Origin of the sequence: Bacillus pumilus (assembly GCF_900186955.1) — a bacterium.
Lineage (GTDB): Bacteria > Bacillota > Bacilli > Bacillales > Bacillaceae > Bacillus > Bacillus pumilus.
Window position 1 is genome coordinate 465,852 of record NZ_LT906438.1, and the last position, 18,677, is coordinate 484,528.

18 protein-coding genes and 1 pseudogene are annotated in these 18,677 nt (G+C 43.3%); 13 read left to right on the forward strand and 6 right to left on the reverse strand.

Features of this window, described 5'->3' with window-relative positions:
- Window positions 1-6: 6 nt before the first annotated feature.
- The 5 genes and pseudogenes from CKW02_RS02270 (at window position 7) to CKW02_RS02290 (ending at window position 4,571) form a co-directional block, all read left to right on the forward strand.
- Window positions 7-1,224 (forward strand): NRAMP family divalent metal transporter, encoded by a 1,218-nt coding sequence (locus CKW02_RS02270; RefSeq protein WP_003213863.1) that lies wholly within the window; start codon window positions 7-9, stop codon window positions 1,222-1,224.
- Window positions 1,225-1,229: 5 nt separating this feature from the next.
- A complete protein-coding gene (locus CKW02_RS02275; protein WP_003214139.1) occupies window positions 1,230-2,021 on the forward strand; it encodes a putative hydro-lyase in 792 nt (263 codons plus the stop codon).
- Window positions 2,022-2,039: 18 nt separating this feature from the next.
- Window positions 2,040-2,786 (forward strand): 5-oxoprolinase subunit PxpB, encoded by a 747-nt coding sequence (gene pxpB / locus CKW02_RS02280; protein ID WP_003214037.1) that lies wholly within the window; start codon window positions 2,040-2,042, stop codon window positions 2,784-2,786.
- Complete coding sequence (locus tag CKW02_RS02285; protein ID WP_003214387.1) at window positions 2,783-3,796, forward strand: 5-oxoprolinase subunit C family protein; 1,014 nt, start codon at window positions 2,783-2,785, stop codon at window positions 3,794-3,796. The genes pxpB and CKW02_RS02285 overlap by 4 nt, the downstream gene beginning before the upstream one ends.
- A 14-nt stretch (window positions 3,797-3,810) precedes the next feature.
- A pseudogene (locus CKW02_RS02290) lies at window positions 3,811-4,571 on the forward strand (IclR family transcriptional regulator).
- A gap of 45 nt (window positions 4,572-4,616) precedes the next feature.
- Here CKW02_RS02290 and CKW02_RS02295 read toward each other — a convergent pair.
- On the reverse strand, window positions 4,617-5,252 hold the full coding sequence (locus CKW02_RS02295; protein ID WP_003214444.1) for an FMN-dependent NADH-azoreductase: 636 nt from the start codon (window positions 5,250-5,252) through the stop codon (window positions 4,617-4,619).
- A 402-nt stretch (window positions 5,253-5,654) separates the two neighbouring features.
- Between CKW02_RS02295 and CKW02_RS02300 the strand changes: the two genes are divergently transcribed.
- The 3 genes from CKW02_RS02300 (at window position 5,655) to CKW02_RS02310 (ending at window position 9,677) form a co-directional block, all read left to right on the forward strand.
- Window positions 5,655-6,287, forward strand: coding sequence for a GDSL-type esterase/lipase family protein (locus CKW02_RS02300; RefSeq protein ID WP_003214300.1), 633 nt, complete (start codon window positions 5,655-5,657; stop codon window positions 6,285-6,287).
- Window positions 6,288-6,376: 89 nt separating this feature from the next.
- A complete protein-coding gene (locus CKW02_RS02305) occupies window positions 6,377-7,459 on the forward strand; it encodes a C45 family autoproteolytic acyltransferase/hydrolase (protein WP_003213900.1) in 1,083 nt (360 codons plus the stop codon).
- A gap of 130 nt (window positions 7,460-7,589) precedes the next feature.
- Window positions 7,590-9,677: a BglG family transcription antiterminator gene (locus tag CKW02_RS02310; RefSeq protein ID WP_003214441.1), complete on the forward strand. Its 2,088-nt coding sequence runs from the start codon at window positions 7,590-7,592 to the stop codon at window positions 9,675-9,677.
- 218 nt (window positions 9,678-9,895) lie between these two features.
- Here the strand turns inward: CKW02_RS02310 and CKW02_RS02320 are convergent, their stop codons facing one another.
- Window positions 9,896-10,507, reverse strand: a complete 612-nt coding sequence (locus CKW02_RS02320; protein WP_034620222.1) for a class I SAM-dependent methyltransferase — start codon at window positions 10,505-10,507, stop codon at window positions 9,896-9,898.
- Between the two features lie 155 nt (window positions 10,508-10,662).
- Here CKW02_RS02320 and CKW02_RS02325 point away from each other — a divergent pair, with 155 nt between their 5' ends.
- Window positions 10,663-11,532 carry an SDR family oxidoreductase gene (locus CKW02_RS02325; RefSeq protein WP_003214206.1) on the forward strand — a complete coding sequence of 290 codons (870 nt, stop codon included), beginning with the start codon at window positions 10,663-10,665 and terminating at the stop codon, window positions 11,530-11,532.
- Window positions 11,533-11,822: 290 nt separating this feature from the next.
- Window positions 11,823-12,245, forward strand: a complete 423-nt coding sequence (locus CKW02_RS02330) for a pyridoxamine 5'-phosphate oxidase family protein (RefSeq protein WP_003213986.1) — start codon at window positions 11,823-11,825, stop codon at window positions 12,243-12,245.
- A 480-nt stretch (window positions 12,246-12,725) separates the two neighbouring features.
- Here the strand turns inward: CKW02_RS02330 and CKW02_RS02335 are convergent, their stop codons facing one another.
- Window positions 12,726-12,908, reverse strand: coding sequence for a hypothetical protein (locus CKW02_RS02335; protein ID WP_003214089.1), 183 nt, complete (start codon window positions 12,906-12,908; stop codon window positions 12,726-12,728).
- A 13-nt stretch (window positions 12,909-12,921) separates the two neighbouring features.
- A complete protein-coding gene (locus CKW02_RS02340) occupies window positions 12,922-13,140 on the reverse strand; it encodes a hypothetical protein (RefSeq protein ID WP_003214476.1) in 219 nt (72 codons plus the stop codon).
- Between the two features lie 161 nt (window positions 13,141-13,301).
- On the opposite strand from CKW02_RS02340, the gene CKW02_RS02345 reads away from it, so the two are divergent.
- On the forward strand, window positions 13,302-15,551 hold the full coding sequence (locus CKW02_RS02345; protein WP_231953216.1) for a hypothetical protein: 2,250 nt from the start codon (window positions 13,302-13,304) through the stop codon (window positions 15,549-15,551).
- A 58-nt stretch (window positions 15,552-15,609) separates the two neighbouring features.
- On the opposite strand, the gene CKW02_RS02350 is transcribed toward CKW02_RS02345, so the two are convergent.
- Window positions 15,610-15,906 carry a DUF3817 domain-containing protein gene (locus CKW02_RS02350; RefSeq protein WP_003214125.1) on the reverse strand — a complete coding sequence of 99 codons (297 nt, stop codon included), beginning with the start codon at window positions 15,904-15,906 and terminating at the stop codon, window positions 15,610-15,612.
- Between the two features lie 136 nt (window positions 15,907-16,042).
- Window positions 16,043-16,717, reverse strand: a complete 675-nt coding sequence (locus CKW02_RS02355) for a GntR family transcriptional regulator (protein ID WP_003214154.1) — start codon at window positions 16,715-16,717, stop codon at window positions 16,043-16,045.
- Between the two features lie 154 nt (window positions 16,718-16,871).
- Between CKW02_RS02355 and CKW02_RS02360 the strand changes: the two genes are divergently transcribed.
- Both CKW02_RS02360 and CKW02_RS02365 read left to right on the forward strand, forming a co-directional pair.
- Complete coding sequence (locus CKW02_RS02360; RefSeq protein ID WP_034620221.1) at window positions 16,872-17,699, forward strand: helix-turn-helix domain-containing protein; 828 nt, start codon at window positions 16,872-16,874, stop codon at window positions 17,697-17,699.
- Window positions 17,689-18,621 (forward strand): DMT family transporter, encoded by a 933-nt coding sequence (locus CKW02_RS02365; protein WP_003214411.1) that lies wholly within the window; start codon window positions 17,689-17,691, stop codon window positions 18,619-18,621. Before CKW02_RS02360 ends, CKW02_RS02365 begins: the two co-directional genes overlap by 11 nt.
- Window positions 18,622-18,677: the final 56 nt, after the last annotated feature.

An 18,677-nucleotide genomic window follows, 5' to 3' on the forward strand; every position in this document is an offset into this window, starting at 1 on the left:
AACAGCATGAAAAAAGAGGAAGTCAAGCACACGAAGGCACCAAAGGGGAACCGGTCTATGCTGATGGGCGCAGCCTTTTTAATGGCGACGTCCGCCATCGGACCGGGATTTTTAACACAAACGACTGTCTTTACACAGCAGCTGGCGGCTAGCTTTGGGTTTGTCATTCTCATCTCTATTTTGTTAGATATTTTTGCGCAAACCAATGTATGGCGCATCATCGCTGTGTCAGAAAAACGAGGGCAGGATATTGCAAATATGGTTCTGCCGGGTCTCGGCTATGTCCTGGCCGTTTTGATTGTCATTGGGGGACTTGCCTTTAACATCGGAAATATCGCTGGTGCTGGTCTCGGTTTTCAGGTCATTTTCGGAGTCGATCCGCGAATCGGTGCAGGGGTCAGTGCTGCTATTGCTATTCTGATCTTTGTGATCAAAGAGGCTGGAAAAGCGATGGACCGTTTCACACAGATAGCGGGCTTTGTCATGATTGGTCTGATGCTGTATGTGGCGATTTCAACAGCACCGCCAGTTGGAGAAGCGGCAGTGAGAACATTTGTCCCAGAGAAAATTGATATTTTATCCATTGTGACACTTGTAGGCGGAACAGTAGGCGGCTATATCGTCTTCGCTGGCGGACACCGCTTGCTGGATGCAGGTATTAAGGGGAAGGAAGCATTGCCCCAAGTGACGAAAAGCTCTATTTTCGGTGTCCTCATTACGTCCATCATGCGTGTAGCACTCTTTCTTGCTACATTAGGAGTTGTCGCAAAAGGCTTGCAGATTGATCCATCTAACCCGCCTGCCTCTGTATTTCAACTAGCTTCAGGAAATATCGGATATAAAATGTTTGGCATTATTATGTGGGCTGCGGCAATTACGTCCGTCATTGGAGCAGCATATACATCAGTTTCCTTCTTTAAAACCTTCTCGTCAAAAATTGAGCAAAATCAACGTGGCATTATCATCGGCTTTATTGCCCTCTCGACCATTTGTTTTATTACGATCGGAAGACCTGTGAACATATTGATATTAGTTGGGGCAATCAATGCATTGATCTTACCGCTCGCGCTTGGCACCTTGCTGGTAGCGGCTTATAAGAAAGACATTGTCGGGGATTATCGACATCCATTCTTTTTGACAGTATCAGGCGCATTTGTAGTTGTCATCATGGCAATGATGGGCGGATATACCATCATCAATGAAATTCCAAAACTATGGAGCTGAATCGAATGAATATCTATCAAACATATGAGCCTTCACAGATCAGAGAGTTGATTCGTAAAAAAGAAATCACAGGGCCAACGGCAGGCCTAGCAGAGGGATATGCTCAAGCCAACTTAATGATCGTCAAAAAGGAACTTGCCTTTGATTTTCTGTTGTTTTGTCAGCGCAATCCGGCTGCATGCCCCTTGCTTGATGTGCTGGAGCCGGGTGATCCAGTGCCGAGACGGTCTGCACCTCATGCGGATATTCGTACGGACTTTCCTAAATACCGTGTTTACCGAAAAGGGATTCTTCAAGAAGAGGTGTCAGATATCTCTGCTTATTGGGAGGACGATATGGTTGCCTTTCTCATCGGCTGCAGTTTTACGTTTGAGCATGCGCTCATGCTGAATGATATCCCTGTTCGCCATATTGAAAACGGCCATAACGTTCCGATGTATCAAACGAATATCGCTTGTGAAAGGGCGGGGGCATTTCATGGCCCGATGGTCGTCAGCATGAGACCCATTCCGGCGCATCAGATCACAAGAAGTGTACAAGTGACGTCTAGGTTCCCGTCAGTTCATGGTGGCCCCATTCATATAGGTGACCCAGCGATGATCGGAATTGACAATGTGGATCAGCCGGACTTTGGAGAACCATCTGTGATCAAAGAAGGAGAGGTCCCGGTGTTTTGGGCATGTGGTGTGACGCCGCAAGCCATTGTCATGCATACAAAACCAGACATTGCGATTACCCATGCACCTGGGCATATGTTCATCACAGATCAACGAGATCAACAGCTTGGTGTGCTTTAGAAAGAGAGGGGTCCTCAAGTGGCATTTTCAACAATAAAAAATTCTATCACCTTCCACCCGTTAGGAGATGCAGCGATTGTTATTCAAGCAGGAGCAGACATATGTGAAGAAATTCATGAGCGTGTTGTGCAGCTGTTTTCTTGTATTGAACAGCATCCATTTGCCGGATATGTGGAAGCTGTTCAAGCCTTTACAAACGTGACTGTTTTTTACGAGCCGTACACCGTTTATCAATCGGCACCTCTTCAACAACAAGATTTGTCCCCCTATGAATGGGTGAAAAGCTATATTGAAACACTCCTTGAAGAGAAATGGCAGGAAGGGGTTCAGGCTAAGCGCCGCACTATCGACATACCGGTCTGCTACGGGGGAGAGTTGGGCCCTGATTTAGAAGAAGTCGCCCGGATCAATCGTTTAACACCAGAGGAAGTCGTGCGTATTCATACCTCAGGGACGTATCTTGTCTATATGATTGGATTTGCCCCAGGGTTTCCGTTTTTAGGCGGGCTGTCTGAAAAGATCGCAGCCCCGCGCAGAGAAACACCGAGAATGTCCATTCCAAAAGGATCTGTCGGCATTGCGGGAAAGCAGACCGGTGTTTACCCGATTTCCACACCTGGTGGCTGGCAGCTCATTGGACAAACTCCGCTGCCACTCTTTCGTCCAGACGAAAAAGTCCCAAGTCTACTGAGAGCAGGAGACGAAGTCAGATTTGTCCAAATGTCTGAAAAGGAATTTTTCAGCATGAAGGAGGCAGAACGTTGAGTATTCATGTCATCAAGCCAGGAATGTTCACAACCATTCAAGATAAAGGGCGGAAAGGCTATCAAAAGTATGGCGTCTTAACGAGCGGCGGCATGGATGCGCTCTCGCTTAGAATTGCCAACATTCTCACAGGCAACGAGGAAAACGAAGCCGTACTGGAAATCACATTAATGGGGCCGGGTCCTGTGTTGACATGTCACAAGGATGCGCTTATTGCAGTGACTGGCGCTGATGTAGAGATCGACATCGATGGAGAGCCAGCCCCTTTATGGAAGCCGCTTTTTATTCGAGCAGGAAGCACAATCACCTTTGGACCTTGTAAAAGAGGCTGCCGCGCTTACTTTGCTGTGGCAGGCGGATTCGATGTAGAGCCGGTGATGGAGAGCAAAAGCACCTATGTGAGAGCAGGAATCGGTGGACTGAACGGACGTCCGCTTGAAAAAGGAGACGTCCTGTCCATTGGAAAGCCATCACTCGTAGCAAATCGATTGTCTGATAGACTCAAAAGCAATCTGAAACAGGCGGCGTACAGCGCACCCGATTGGACTGTAAGTTATACGCATTTTTTACCGTTGCGGAAATCGCCCGTGATTCGGGTGCTGCCAGGGAGACACCTTTCTTTTTTTCAAGAATCATCTCAAAGCACCTTTTTCGAACAGCCTTTTCAGGTCACGCCTCAATCAGATCGCATGGGCTGCCGTTTGAAGGGGGAGCCGGTTCATTTAAAAGAAAAGCTTGAATTGATTTCTGAGGCGGTTGCCTTTGGTTCTATTCAAATTCCTCCTGACGGTCAGCCGATTATTCTGCTGGCAGATCGGCAAACAACAGGCGGATACCCGCGGATTGGAGAAGTTGCGACGGTCGATCTGCCGCTCATAGCACAAGCGATGCCTGGGGCGAATTTGTATTTTAAGCGAATCGACCATCAGGACGCGGAGCAGGCGCTATTTAAGCAAGAAGCAGAACTGAAGGAGCTTGCTGCTAGAATCAAGCTGGAAGCATTCGTTTAGAAAAGGGGATGGCCATGCAAAATACAAATAAAACCGTCGTGAAATCAATGGAGATTTTGCGGCTGTTTATCGCTCGTGACCAATTAACGTTAAATGAAATGATCGAGCTTTCCAGCATGCCGAAAACGTCTGTGCACCGCATGGCGAGCTCTTTAACCGATATGGGGTTATTAGAAAAGCAAGATTCAGGTGCTTATCGGTTAGGACTGATGTTTCTAGAATACGGTCAGCTTGTGGCGGATCGCCTTGATATTCGGAGACTTGCAAGACCATTTATGGAAGGCTTGCGGGATGAAGTGGGAGAAGCTGTACAGCTCATCGTTCGTGAAGGAGACGAAGCCATTTACGTGGATAAAATTGAAGGGACGCAGCCTGTTCGTCTCTACACCGCCGTCGGCAGGCGCTCTCCCCTGTATGCAGGAGCCTGTGCGAGAAGTATTCTCTCCTTTTTACCAGAGAACGAGAGAATCGCCTATATCGATTCGATTGAGCTAGGGAAAATTGGAATCGGAACCATTACAGATAAAGAGGTTCTTCGAAACATACTGGAAGAATCAAATGAGCGGGGCTATACGTTAAGTTATTCGGAGCTTGAAAACTATACAGCTGCGGTTGGAGCTCCTATATTCAATCACCTTGGAGAAGTCACAGCAGGTATTAGCATTGCAGGTTTGAAGCAGGTTATCAAAAAGAACGTCTTCCATACTTAATTGAACAAGTCAAAAAAGCCGCGAGCGGTATCTCCAGAGAATTAGGCTTTCATCTAGATAAATAAAAAGCCAATGACCGTTAAGATCATTGGCTTTTCGCGTTCAGTTTATTAGAAAGTTTTACCTAAAGCTTTTGCACGTTCGATTGCATCTGCTTTAATTTGCTCTGCTTTCGCAGGTTCAGCATTGTGACCTTCAACGATAAGACCTTCGAAAGAAGGAATTCCGAAGAAGCTCGCAATTGTACCAAGGTAACGGTGGCCTGCTTCAAGTTCAGCAGCAGGACCTTCAGTGTAGTATCCGCCACGTGCTTGGATGTGTAGAGCTTTTTTGTCTGTTAATAATCCAACAGGACCTTGCTCCGTGTATTTGAATGTTTTACCAGCTACAGCAACAGAGTCGATGTATGCTTTAAGAACTGGTGGGAATGAGAAGTTCCAAAGTGGTGAAACAAATACATATTTGTCAGCAGAAACGAATTGATCGCTTAATTCGTTTAGGCGAGCAACCTTCGCTTGCTCTTCAGCTGAAAGTGTATCGAAACCAGCACCTGATTGCAGCTTGCCCCAGCCAGCGAATACATCTGCATCAATGTGAGGGATGTTTTCTTTGTACAAATCGATATGTACAACCTCGTCACTTGGGTTTGCTTCCTTATAAGATTCGATAAATGCTTTAGCAGTAGCCATACTGTAAGAAACTGTTTCATCATGCGGATGTGCAGTGATGTATAAAACTTTTGCCATGTTCATTCAATCCTTTCTGTTTCAGTGATTTTTTTAGCGTATCCCAAAGATACACTGAATATGTGGCATCTTTAATCATAGTGGAATGCTACGAAAAAGATGTAACAAGCACAGTTACATAAAAACTGATATTTTTATTGTAATCACAATGTAGTTTGAAGTCAAGGTATAAAGTCTCGAAATCAAGATAAAAAGTTTGTCAATTTTTCTGGAACGCATGCAGGTGCAAATTTCATGATCTCAACCTATTCTTATTGAACAAAAAATCAGTCGATCTCGCAAGTAAAGAGTTTGTAAAGACGTCTCATGAAAAAAGATGAATGTCTCTAAGTCATCTGCTACAAGCATCTGTTCTCCGATTTCGTATATATAAGAGAAGGCAGGAGAGAGTGAGGGATAAGAGTGGGACGATCCTATGTTGCGATTGGAGATTCCTTAACAGTTGGAGTGGGGGCACGTTTATTTGGTGGAGGCTTCGCAGAGCGGTATCAGTGGATGCTTGAAAAAAAGACACATACGCCAGTCGAGCTGTCTGTATTTGCAAAGTCAGGGTTAACAACAGATCAGATTTTACAGCTGTTCAAACGATCTGATGTGAGGCGTGCTATTGCAGCAGCTGACATCATCACCATCACAGGCTGTGGGAATGACCTTGTTCAAGCGATTCAGCAGTATGAAAAGGGTGAAGATGAAAAGAAATTGCTGCAAGCGACGCTGCATTGCCAAGCAAATTTCAGCAAAATGATTCAAGAAATCGCTCAGATCAAAAGAGGGCAGAAGCAGCCCTATTGCGTGTATCTCATGAATTTATATAATCCTTTTCCGCAAATACCTATAGCCGGGCGGTGGCTTCAGCAATACAATCATCAGCTTCGCTCGCTTGCTGCAAATCCGCATGTAGAGGTTGTGGATGTGTACCGGGCGTTTGAAGGACATGAAAATGAGTACTTATCGATTGATCAATTTCATCCGAACCATAAAGGATATGAAGCAATGGCAAAAGCATTGTTTCAACAATCCTGTAAACAGCTGTAATCCATTGGGATTGCAGTTTTTTTCATCCTTTTAAATGAAGGAGGGTTTCGATATGATAAAAGAAACGAAAGCGAAAGAGGTGTGCAGGCATGGAGGAAATCAGTGCATATTTTCAAGAAATGACAGGAACCGCTTATGAAGTGGGAAAACAGCAGGCTGTCTGGATGAAGAAAAAGCAATGGCTACAGACACAATACATTCGAACAGAACCGCTTGCAAAAGAGGCTGTGAAAGAAACGAAGCAGCTGATGCGCCCTTATCTTCCTCAGTTAGAAGAAGAGATTGCTGGATTTTGTGATGAACTGCAATTAGATGAGCGCTATTTGACCTTTTTCTATTCATCTCATCTACAGCCAGGCTGTTCCCACTGCGTGAGGCAGGGGAATATGGCGGCAGGTCAACAAACGGTCATGCTGCGTAACTATGATTTCTCCCCGATATTTGATGATATGCGTCTTGTGACGACACATGTGAAGGGCTTGGCATATCATACAGGCTCGTCACTGCTCTTGTTTGGCAGATCTGATGGGATGAATGAGTATGGTCTTGCTGTGACTTTCTCTGCTTGTGGTCCGCCGGTTGGAAATGAACCCGGTTTAAAGCCTCCAGCAGTTGCCGGCTTGCAAGTGTATCATGTGATTCGATCTGTTCTGGAAAACTGTAGAACGGTTGAGGAAGCCATTCGCTCTATTCAGGAAATGCCCGTTGCCTCAAATGTTCACCTCATGCTTGCCGATCGAAAAGGAGAGGCGGCTGTGATTGAAATTATTGATGGTCAAAAAAGGGTGAGAAGACCGGAGACAGGTTATATTGCCGCAACGAATCATCCGGTTGCTGATCAAACAGCAAAAGGGATGACCAAACATCATTCTGTTGTCAGATACGATATGTTAATGGAAGCTTTAAAAGAACAACGATCAAGTGATTCTCTTGTGAAACTGTTCCAGACAGAATATCCTGATGGTCTGGCTGTGCACAATTATGAGGAGCTGTTTGGAACAATGCGAACCGTCATCTTCCGTCCGGAAGAAGGAACGATGGATTATTGCTTTGGCTCTCCAATATACAATCCGACGTATTCTTTAAAAGCTGGGGGTTCACTGCCTTTTCATGAACAAAAGGTTCAATTTCATCAAAAGGATTATGGACCGTCATTTTGGAGAAATGTATGATCAGACGTTGTATTTAATTTTGTCACAGCTGATGTGCCAAAGTCAGATCAACTTAAGATTGCATCTTTTGTTGAAAGCGTTTTATATTAGGGTACGACAATAGACCTATTTTTGCAGAAGGAGGCATTTCATGTACATAACGGCACGAGAACAAAAGATCATCAAATACATCATTCAGCAAAATCGTTATGTCACGATTCGTGAGATAGCCGATTCTGTTCAGGTGAGTACAAGAACGATTCATAGAGAACTAAAATCGATTAAACCCATATTAAAGAATTATGATCTTTCACTAGATAAACAGCCGGGGAAAGGCTTGAAGGCAGTCGGTGAACGGGAGGATAAACAGCGGCTTCTTGCTCATATGTCAAATGAGGATCAAATTGAATATAGCTCTGATGAACGGAAGCTCTTAATATTATGTGCGCTGCTTGAAGCAAAGGAACCGGTGAAATTATATACACTCGCTTCCGATTTGCAGGTCACAAATGCGACGATCAGCTATGACTTAGATGAACTGACGGAGTGGATCGCGCCATACGGTTTGCAGCTGATCCGAAAACGCGGGTATGGCATTGAATTAAAAGGACCGGAGGAAGCAAAACGAAAGATTGTCGGCAACCTCATTGTCGACCGGCTCGATATTCAATTATTTTTAGAAACGATTGAAATGAATATCAAGCAACGAACGAAAGCGACGGAAAAAGTGTTTGGCGTTGTCAGCAGAGGGCAGCTGCTCAAGGTAGAAAGACTTCTCTTTCATTTGAAAAATCGACTGTCACTCTCTTTATCTGATAGTGCCTATATTGCGCTTGTCGTTCACTTAACCTATGCTATCGAACGGATTCAGCTTGGCGAAACCATTCGAATGGAAGAGGAAGAGCTGCTTGAACTAAAGCGGACGAAAGAATTTGAATCATCACTGCGAATCGCAAGAGCACTTGAACGCATGTTTAATGTCGAAATCCCTGAAGCAGAGGTTGGATATATGACCATCCATCTGCGCAGTGCAAACCGCAGCTTTGGGGCAGAATACCGTATTGATGAAATCGAGCTGGATATCGCGATTAGAACGAAGAAGCTCATTGATTTTATTTCAAATAAAACTGGCTATCATTTAAATGAGAATGATTCATTGTATGAGGGACTCGTGTCTCATCTTGAACCTGCCATGAACCGTTTAAAGGAAAAGATGAGAATCTACAATCCACTTACACAACAAATTAAAAAGGACTACTTTTTACTTTTCATGGCGATTGAAGAAGGAGTCGAACGTTTCTTTCCAGAGATCGAATTTCCAGAGGATGAAATCGCCTTTATTGTGCTTCACTTTGGCTCAGTGCTTGAGATCAAAAAAGAAGAAACGAACATTCATGCATTGGTCGTGTGCTCAAGCGGGATCGGTTCCTCTAAAATGCTCGCATCTCGGTTAAAAAAAGAATTGCCAGAGATCGCCGAATTCGATCTGTCTTCCTTGATGGAGCTAAAAGAAATCGATGCATCAAGCTATGACATGATTGTCTCGACCGTCCCTATCCCATATGAGCATATCGATTACATCATGGTCAGTCCGCTCTTAAACGAGGATGATGCTATGCGTGTGAAGGCTCATATTAAACGAAAGATCCCTTATATGATTGAGAAAAAAAGGATGAAAGAAGCTGCCAAAGAAGCGGTACAAGAATCCGTTAATATGATGGCGGTTGCAGAGCGGGTGACGAATTACATGTCTGTGATTCGCAGCATCTTGTCCCATTTCACCATCGACAATAGAAAGGCGATGCCGCAGCATGAGGCAACAATCAGTCAGCTGCTTCGTCAGCTTGAAGAGGAAGGATTTATCACACATGCGGATGAGGTAGCAAGTGGTTTACTAGAACGTGAACAGCAAGGTGGTTTAGGGATTCCTGGTACAGAATTTGCTCTTTTTCATTTAAAGCATACGTTCATCAAGGAACCCATCTTTCATATTTATGATCTTGATCAGGCATACGAGGTCAAAAGCATGGACGGCGGGCAGCAGCAGATGTCACGAATGCTCATGATGCTGGCGCCGCTAGAGCTAGGCAAGGAAGGGTCAGAAATGTTTAGTCTGATCAGTTCATCCATCATTGAAAGTGAGGAAAGCATGACGCTTTATGGTCATGGGTTAAAGGAAGACATTGAACAGAAATTGCATCAGCTGTTCTATCAATTTGTCAAAGAGGTAAAGTGGTAAGAAAAAAGCCGAGGGCTTATTCGCTTCTCAGTTCAGATTGTAGACAAAGGGCTAAAATGATTTTTATTTTAGCCCTTTGTCTTCTTTTCAGCGTGATAGAAAACCTTTGCAGTCTAGGAAGGGCGAGCACCGGAGCGGAGCGAATTTGACATTCGTGAGCACCGAAGCGCAGACCTGACAAAGAATGCGAGGGTTTGTCTACACGCTGGGCCGAGAGCTTATTCGCTTCTCGGCTTTTTGGCTGTGACACAGACAGCAAGCGTTGGACGAATTTCCTCATACTCAACAGAAAAATGGTCAAACCCCGCAAACTGTAAATCATTCAATATGTTTTCACCCATCTCTTTTGTCCGGCTCGCATCAGCACCTTTTTCTCTTGGCTGCATCACAATGACGAGTTTTCCGCCGGGTTTCAACGTGTGATAAAGGTTGAGTAGGCCAGTCTTTGGATCATCCCAAATCGTAAAGTTGTTCACAGACAGTACTTTGTCATACTGCTCTCCCGGCAAACGTGTTTTCTCGATTTTTCCTACATACAGCCGGACTTGTTTGTCTTTTGACCGTTTGCTGACGCGGGATTTTGCTTGCTCCTGCATGGTGGAGGAAGCATCTAGTCCATCTATATGGAGACCTTCATAATGCTTAAGCATATGCTTGATGCTGTAGCCGGGACCATAGCCTATTTCTAAAATGTTTTCACCATCTGACAAATCTAAATGCTGGATCGCCGACTGATTCAGTGCTTTATTTTCATTTGCCATAATGAAGCCTGCAATGCTTCCGAGCCAGCCTTTTGGTTTGCTAAAGGTTTTCGAAATGGTTGACAGCATGTGAGAACGCTCCTTTTTAATGATCATGTAACCGATTTTATCCATCTTGAAACATGCCGTTTTTCAAAACGCATCTATGCCACATAAGGATGTTTGAGTGGAAAAATGAGGTGGTAATGAAAGGATACATCAACAAATCAAGGAGGAGCTTACACATGGATTTACGTGAATATTTAACAAATGGCATTCCGCGCCAAACACAGGATCAGCAGCCAGGCAGTGAAAGGGAAATGAATCCTGCGCCGATCTTTGAGGATGAATCATATCAAGGGTCTGGCAAGCTCAAAGGGAAAGTCGCACTGATTACAGGCGGAGATAGTGGAATTGGACGTGCTGTGTCTGTTGCCTATGCAAAAGAAGGGGCACACGTCGCCATTGTGTACTTAAATGAACATGAGGATGCAAAGGATACGCAAAAGCGCGTAGAACAGGAAGGCGTCAAATGTTTAACGATTGCAGGAGATGTCGGTGACGAAGCCTTTTGCGAGAAAGCGGTAGAAAAAACAGTTGAAGCCTTTGGGCAATTAGATATTTTAGTGAATAATGCGGCTGAACAGCATCCGAAAGAACGGATTCAGGATATATCTAGTGAACAGCTTCACCAAACCTTTAGAACCAACTTCTATTCCTATTTTTATTTTACAAAGAAAGCACTGGATTACTTAAAACCAGGAAGTACAATTATTAATACAACATCCATTAACCCATATCGAGGCAACAAAGTGCTGATTGATTATACGGCGACAAAAGGCGCCATCAATGGCTTTACGCGTTCTATGGCTCAGTCGCTTGTGAAGGATGGGATTCGGGTGAACGGAGTAGCGCCAGGTCCAATTTGGACGCCGCTCATTCCATCTACATTTGATGAGGATCGTGTGGAAAGCTTCGGGGCAGAAACCCCAATGGGAAGACCAGGACAGCCTGTAGAACATGTCGGCTGCTATGTGCTGCTTGCTTCTGACGAATCGTCTTATATGACAGGACAAACACTTCACGTCAACGGCGGTTCCTTTATGAATACATGATCAATAGCGCACCGCCCACCTGATTGGGCGGTGTGTTTAGTATTTCTTGCGATTTTTCTGCACAGATGAGACAGACCATACGATAATGCCCACAACAACTGCCGCAATGACAAGTGAACTTAAATGGAACATCGTTTCATGATGCATGTTCAACTTCTCCCTTCATTGAGCCTGTTTTCTATAGCATCAGCCAGAAGATCTCTTTTTATGAAAAACACATTTCTTTGTTTAATGAATGGATTGTCGTGGAAACCTAAGAGTACGGATGAAATTTGAAGGAGTGAAACGATATGTCACAAGAAGAATTAAAACAAAAGGTACTCAATCTATTAGATGAACAAAAGGTCGGAACACTGGCGACCGTTGAACAGGATAAGCCGCATACCCGCTACATGACTTTTTTCCATGAGGGACTGACATTATATACACCAACGAGCAAAGAAACACATAAAGCAGACGAAATTGAAAAAAACCCGAATGTCCATATTCTCATTGGTTATTCAGGTGAAGGATTCGGTGACACGTATGCAGAAATCGCAGGTACCGCCACATTAACCGATGATCCAGAACTGATCGACCGCCTTTGGTCTGAGGAGATGGAGAAATGGTTTAAAGGAAAAGATGATCCGAACCTAGTGATTCTGAAGATTGATCCAACATCTATTCGTTACATGAATGAAGGAAACCGTACTCCAGCTGAATTATCACTTTAACACTTGCATAAGATGGGGGGATGTGTTATAGTTTTATATTAAGTGTTGAAATAAGCAAATAAATAAAGAAAGTAAACTTTCTTTTTTCTATGACATAATGAGAAGCAATAGAGCTTCTACTAGATAAGAACGAGACGCTGTCAAAGCGAACAAACTTATTCTTTTCCTTCTGCACCCGCCCCCTATAAAAGCGGAAGAGTGGAAAAAAGACGTTTTGATTTACAATTCACACTGGCACGGCTTCGGAGCCGTAAGGACGAATGAGAGGTAGGGCTTTCGTTGTCTTGTTATCCAGAACTTCCATGGCGTTTACTTTCAAACGTAGGTTCACTCGGAACACATATGACACACTGATATGATCGAATCTTAATTCATACACTCCGTAACGGAGATCACACATTGATTATTTATTTGCATGAAAAAAGCAAGAAAAAGGCTGCCATCTATTTGGCAGCCTTTTTCATTGGATTCATTTCATGATCACTCACTTCTTCCTTTCTTCTGATAACGCCAAATCTTCTGAATAAAAAAGAACATCACCGCAAACAAAATAGAAAAAATGAACATGTCCAAGAGTGTCACGCCTCTATTTGGGTGCACAATGCCAAACCAAACCAATTGCAGAACAAAAGAGATAGCAAAATAACTAATGGATTCTTTCATGATTTTCCCCCTTTCATTTATTTTTTTGACCTTTTAGCCATAACAGCCAAATGAAGAAGGAACCGATGATACATGATAGTAAAGTGATGGGCGGCAAGGTATGCCAGCTAGTCAGCCCCTTTACAAAACACATATAAAAAAAGAAAATGGAAATGGATACGAGCACCCATTGCTTGAACCAACGGGGAACACGCAGCCAAGCCGCTAGAATGATCGATGATAGCTTACTCATTGTGATAACATCCTTTTTTTCGAATCTAATTGGATTTTATCGCAAACAACCAAGTTTGTAAAATATGGAACTTAAAGGCTGAAAGGGTATTCTTCTAGCATGAAACATTCTCGCTGCACTGACGTATAAGATAAAGGAACCTCATGAAAGGAAGCGATCAAGTGAAAAGAATACCAGTGATTTTCCTCAGATATATTGTCTTCTTTATTCCAGCGATCATTCTTAGTGTCTTGGTGTGGAACCATTACCAAGATGATTTGTCAGCAGGGAAAGTGACGGAATATGACGTCAAACGAATGTTTACATTTGATGAAGGAAAACGAGTGGTGAGTGCTGTATCAAAAGACCAGCAGCTCCATTTTGAAATGTATGATCCTCAATCAGGAAAAAGAATCAGTGAATGGACGACAGCAAGCGATTCGTTTAATGAAATGCTGCCATCCATTCAAGGTAACAATCTCTTACTTGCTTTAAAAAATAAAGACGGGCAGCTGTTGATCGAGAAACTAACGCCAAGCGGAGAAAAGAAAGAGCTCGTTAAGCAAAATCTACAGATACCCTCGTTTTTAAAAACGAATACATATCAATGGAATGGACGGCTTGTGTTTACAGGAGAAATGGAAGGCGCCGCTGCAGTCCTTGGTGAGCTAAAGGATGGTCAGTTTCATGTGCACAATCTAAGCGAGCTAAAGCTGCCAGCAAGGCCAGTCTCTATGGATGTTGTCATGAATTCCTTTAGAGGACAGACGCCTATTCCTATATTTGAATTGACTTTGAAAAATGACCAGAAGGCATATGTCAGCGGAGTCTCAAACGATAAGAATCAGCTTGGGGTCTATGTCTCCAAAAACGCTGAACCGTTTAGCCTCATTGAAGATAAAGTGGAGCAACAGCTGGAAAAAACGATCGGAACATCCCAAAACTTTGCAGTCGCTGTCGAATCTAACTATCCAAAAAGACCAAGGAAAGTGAATGCAGAGGGAAGGCTTGGGGAAGTCGTCCCAACACCAAAACCGATTTATCAAACCCTTATCTACCAGCTTAATGAGGAAGAAGTTCTTCTTGCAGGCTCTACAGCAAAGGACGAAGCAAAAGGCAAGCTGACTGGTTATATTTATAACCACCGCACCAATAAGACAACGTCCGTCAGCAAGCTTTTGCAGTCGTTTTCATATGAAACGTTACAAAGAGAAGGACTCTCTTTCAATAAAAATGTGAAAAGCGATTGGATCTATTATTCAATCGACAATCAATTAACGGGTGCATTTGAGACGAAGAGCAAAGAGCTAAAGGAATTTCCTTTGAAAAAAATGATCTCAATCGAAAACGCCAGTCCTGCTCACCAAACGTCTGTAGACACCTTTATGCAATATGTCATGAAAGGCGGACCACTCATTCTCAACTGGGCGATATGGCTCTTTATCCCACTGCTGTTATTTGTGCTAGCGATCTTCCTGCCACCGATTTTGAGACTGGTGAGAAAGAACAAGATAAAAGACAGTGTCACATTAGAAGCCAATATTGTATCTGTCAAAGAAACGGGTACCTACATCAACGAACAGCCGCTTGTCAAAATGCAGCTGCAATTTCAATATGATGGGGAAAATATCGAGAAGGCAGTTAAAACGGTTGTATCCTACACCCAAATACCGCAGCCGGGTCAGCGTATCGCCATTCTCTACAATCCGAAGAAGAAAAAGGCGATGCTCTTAAAAGAGGGGGACTTCTCACAGACAAGTGAGCCAAAGTTCATCAAAGGCGCTGTTTTAAGAAATATAGAATCATATGGAACCGTAGGACGAGGCACGGTCTTATCGCTTACATTTGAAGCAGATCAGAAAAGGTATACCATTCCGATGATTCAAGCCGCTGGTTTTGAATTTAGAACAGGAGAAAAAGCCGACCTCGTCGACATTAGCGGTCAGTTGAAAATGGCAGCCTATGGCCATGAAGTGCGGAATCGATCGGGGAAAGACGTGACATTAACAGGAACCATCCAGCGGGTGAAGCAATATCCAGTCACGATTCATGGTCAGAAGCCTATCATGCTAGATGTGACGGTTTCTAGCGGAGATCAGTCCATCACAAAAACGGTCAGTCAATTCATCCCTGATCATATGGAGGTCGCGCCAGGAACTCAAATCACGATGCAGACAAAACAAGAAGAGATGGATAAAGAAATCAGTCTCATGCAAGAGAAACAAGGAAGTGCAAAAGTGACCCATGTCGCATTTGCTGGTGTCATCGGCAACCAGCCGCTAGCGATCATTCAGATTGAGCGAGATGGCATGATGTATGAAGTGAAACAGCCAATCGATCCAATCACTAGCGTACTGCCGGGTGATGAATTATGGGTGGCATATCACGAAATGACGCGTCAAGCAGCCATAGTGAAATATGCCTCGATTTAAAAAATACTTCAGTGTGTAGAAAAAGGGCTAAAACGAATTTCGTTTTAGCCCTTTTTGATTAAGCTTTTGTATCATACTGGCGGAGCACCTTATCATAGGCGAAGTTGCCGAAAGGAATGAACGCCGCAAAAAAACCAGCGATCGACCATTTCAAATGCCAGCGAACTTTAAAGGTCACATATGCCAAAATCAGCATATAGATGACAAACAATGCGCCATGAAGAGAGCCTACAATGGTGACTGCCATCGGAATATCCGCAAAATATTTCAGAGGCATGGCAATTAAAAGAAGGGTTAAAAGAGACATACCCTCAATAAAACCCGCCTTTCGAAGACGGCTAATACTTGTATGCATATACAAATCCTCCTGTATAAAAGCTAGTTTCTCATCTTCTAATATAAACGAAAGATCGTCCGGACATGCTAAAATCTACGAAAAATTCAAAATATGTTCATGTAATGCTTAAAAAATGGGAAAAAGGAAAAATCACTTAATCCGTGTTTGTTTCAGAGAGTACTTGCTTTAAGTGCATCACATCATGTAACAAATGATTCGTCATCGCTTGGACGGCTTCTGTGGAGCGGCGCTCTTTCATTTCAGAATAAATGGCAGCATGCTCTGTTTGAATCGTCTCAGCACGCGCCCCGCCGCTAAAATGAAAGATGCGGCAAAAATGAATGAGTGCATTCACATGATTCAATTGTTTACATAAGCGGTGATTGTGACTCGCTAGAATGATTTTTTGATGAAAGGCTTCATGTAACTGGACGATGTCTTTAGATGGCAGCTGCTGTTTGATTGCTTCGTCTGCCTGCGTGAGGACATGCCCAATTTCCTCCAGCTCTCTTTGCGAGGCTTCCTTGCATGCAAGCTCAACAGCAAGCGTTTCTAGGGCGATCCGAATTTGATAAAGCTCCTCGACATCTTTTTCCGTTAACGTATAGACAGAGTAGCCCGACCGATGATCAGCGATCAAGAGCTCATCTTTTTCTAAAAGTCTCATTGCCTCTCTCACTGGTGATCGGCTTACACCAAATTGTTTGGCAAGCTGTGTCTCATTGATGCGTTCCCCCGGCTGAAACTGTCCATCAAATATCATTTGCTTCAGCTGTTCATAAAATTGCATATGGTATGGTGCTGGTCTTTCCATCTCGAATGAATTCATCCTGTCATTCCCTCATTTACACATCATCTTTTGTCTCATGTTATCCAAGTTTTTCCCTCTAGGCAAGCCTGCATCGGAAAAGTCAATATCGTACAATTCAAGAGAAAAAGGGTGTGCTACACTGATGATCAGTTCAGTGAAAGAGGGGATCGACATGAAAACACAAGAGGAACGAACGGTACATTTTGATCAGGACTTGCAAATAGAGGCGTATCGCTTTCATGGCATCATGCAAAAGTTCCCGAATCATTTTCATACATACTATGTGATTGGATTTATTGAGGATGGTCAAAGAAGTTTGATTTGCCAAAATAAAGAATACATCATTGAAAAGGGAGACATTCTTCTTTTCAATCCATATGACAATCATGCATGCGAGCAGATTGATCACAGTACACTAGATTATCGTTGTTTAAATATTGAAGCAGATGTGATAGAGAAGATGTTTCAGCACAAGCCGCATTTTAAAGCTCCTGTGTTTTCACAAAGTGAACTGACAAAGCCGTTATATGATCTTCATCAAATGATGACAGAAGAAGCCCCAGCTTTGAATAAACAGGAAACGTTCTATTTCTTTATGAAGCAGCTGATTGAAGCCTACGCTGATACATCAGAGGAAAAAGCGTCAGTAGTACATGCCGCCGAACAAAAAGTCCAAGACGTACAGCAATATATTGAAACACACCTTACGGAAAATATATCGTTAGACGACTTAGGAGAGCTTGTCTCCATGAATAAATACTCACTTCTGCGTGCTTTTACAAAGTACAGAGGGATCACGCCGTATCGTTATTTACAAACAGTGAGAGTGAATTATGCGAAGGAGCTTCTCGCCAAAGGAGTGAAGCCTGTAGATGCGGCAGTCTCCACCGGTTTTTCTGATCAAAGTCATTTGAGTCATTTCTTTTCAGAATTTATTGGGCTCACACCAGGGCAATATCAGCAAATTTTCACAAAGCAGGTAACAGCAGATGAAAAATAAACAGCTTCTTGGTCATCTAGCGGCCATGTTCACCATTTTTCTATGGGGATCAACCTTTATCTCAACCAAAATATTGTTAACGGCTTTTTCTCCAACAGAAATATTATTTTTTCGCTTTTTTATTGGATATCTCGCTCTGATGATGATCTATCCGGTCACTATGAAGGTGCAGCGTAAAAAGCATGAATTGATGTTTGCGCTCGCAGGTTTATGTGGTGTGGTCTTATACTATTTTTTAGAAAATGTCGCACTCACCTATACGTTTGCTTCGAATGCAGGTGTCATCAGCTCAGTTGTACCATTCTTCTCATTTTTATTGGCTTATTTTTTATTGAAAGATGAGCCTTTGCATCGCCGGTTTTTCATAGGCTTTTTCATCGCGATGACAGGAATTGTCCTGATTAGCTTTAATGGAATGACGACGTTCCAATTGAATCCAATCGGTGATGCGCTAGCATTAACGGCGACCATTGTCTGGGCCTTCTATTCTATTTTATCGAAAATCATCAATCAATATGGATACCATATCATTCAAGTGACGAGACGTGTCTTTTTTTACGGCTTACTCTGGATGCTTCCCCTGATCTGGCACTTTAAAATTCGTATAGACTGGGGGCGATTGACGAACCCGTCGTTTGCCTTTCACTTATTGTTTTTAGGCCTGTTCGCATCAGCTATTTGTTTTCTCACATGGAGTTTTTCAGTGAAAACGCTCGGTGTGGTGAAAGCGAGTGTGTATATTTATGGCGTTCCTATTATTACGATGGTCATTTCAATGATCGTTCTTCATGAGAGATTGACTTTCATGTCTGTACTTGGAACGGCTCTGACCTTAGGCGGACTGCTGCTTTCAGATAAAAAAGGTACGAAGAGGAAGAAGGAGAAACCCTCGATGCTTTTGCAGGATAAACAGGCGCTTTGATCAAAAAAGCGCCTTTATCCATTGAAAGAACATGCACTCTCTAGTAAACTCAAACT

Bases quoted from the DNA above. Each gene is read 5' to 3' on its own strand.
- CKW02_RS02365 (WP_003214411.1), top strand. From the start codon at position 17,689: ATGAAAAATAAACAGCTTCTTGGTCATCTAGCGGCCATGTTCACCATT.
- CKW02_RS02270 (WP_003213863.1), top strand. From the start codon at position 7: ATGAAAAAAGAGGAAGTCAAGCACACGAAGGCACCAAAGGGGAACCGG.
- CKW02_RS02320 (WP_034620222.1), bottom strand. From the start codon at position 10,507: ATGCTGTCAACCATTTCGAAAACCTTTAGCAAACCAAAAGGCTGGCTC.
- CKW02_RS02325 (WP_003214206.1), top strand. From the start codon at position 10,663: ATGGATTTACGTGAATATTTAACAAATGGCATTCCGCGCCAAACACAG.
- CKW02_RS02305 (WP_003213900.1), top strand. From the start codon at position 6,377: ATGGAGGAAATCAGTGCATATTTTCAAGAAATGACAGGAACCGCTTAT.
- CKW02_RS02330 (WP_003213986.1), top strand. From the start codon at position 11,823: ATGTCACAAGAAGAATTAAAACAAAAGGTACTCAATCTATTAGATGAA.
- CKW02_RS02350 (WP_003214125.1), bottom strand. From the start codon at position 15,906: ATGCATACAAGTATTAGCCGTCTTCGAAAGGCGGGTTTTATTGAGGGT.
- CKW02_RS02275 (WP_003214139.1), top strand. From the start codon at position 1,230: ATGAATATCTATCAAACATATGAGCCTTCACAGATCAGAGAGTTGATT.
- CKW02_RS02335 (WP_003214089.1), bottom strand. From the start codon at position 12,908: ATGAAAGAATCCATTAGTTATTTTGCTATCTCTTTTGTTCTGCAATTG.
- CKW02_RS02340 (WP_003214476.1), bottom strand. From the start codon at position 13,140: ATGAGTAAGCTATCATCGATCATTCTAGCGGCTTGGCTGCGTGTTCCC.
- CKW02_RS02310 (WP_003214441.1), top strand. From the start codon at position 7,590: ATGTACATAACGGCACGAGAACAAAAGATCATCAAATACATCATTCAG.
- CKW02_RS02295 (WP_003214444.1), bottom strand. From the start codon at position 5,252: ATGGCAAAAGTTTTATACATCACTGCACATCCGCATGATGAAACAGTT.
- CKW02_RS02355 (WP_003214154.1), bottom strand. From the start codon at position 16,717: ATGAATTCATTCGAGATGGAAAGACCAGCACCATACCATATGCAATTT.
- CKW02_RS02360 (WP_034620221.1), top strand. From the start codon at position 16,872: ATGAAAACACAAGAGGAACGAACGGTACATTTTGATCAGGACTTGCAA.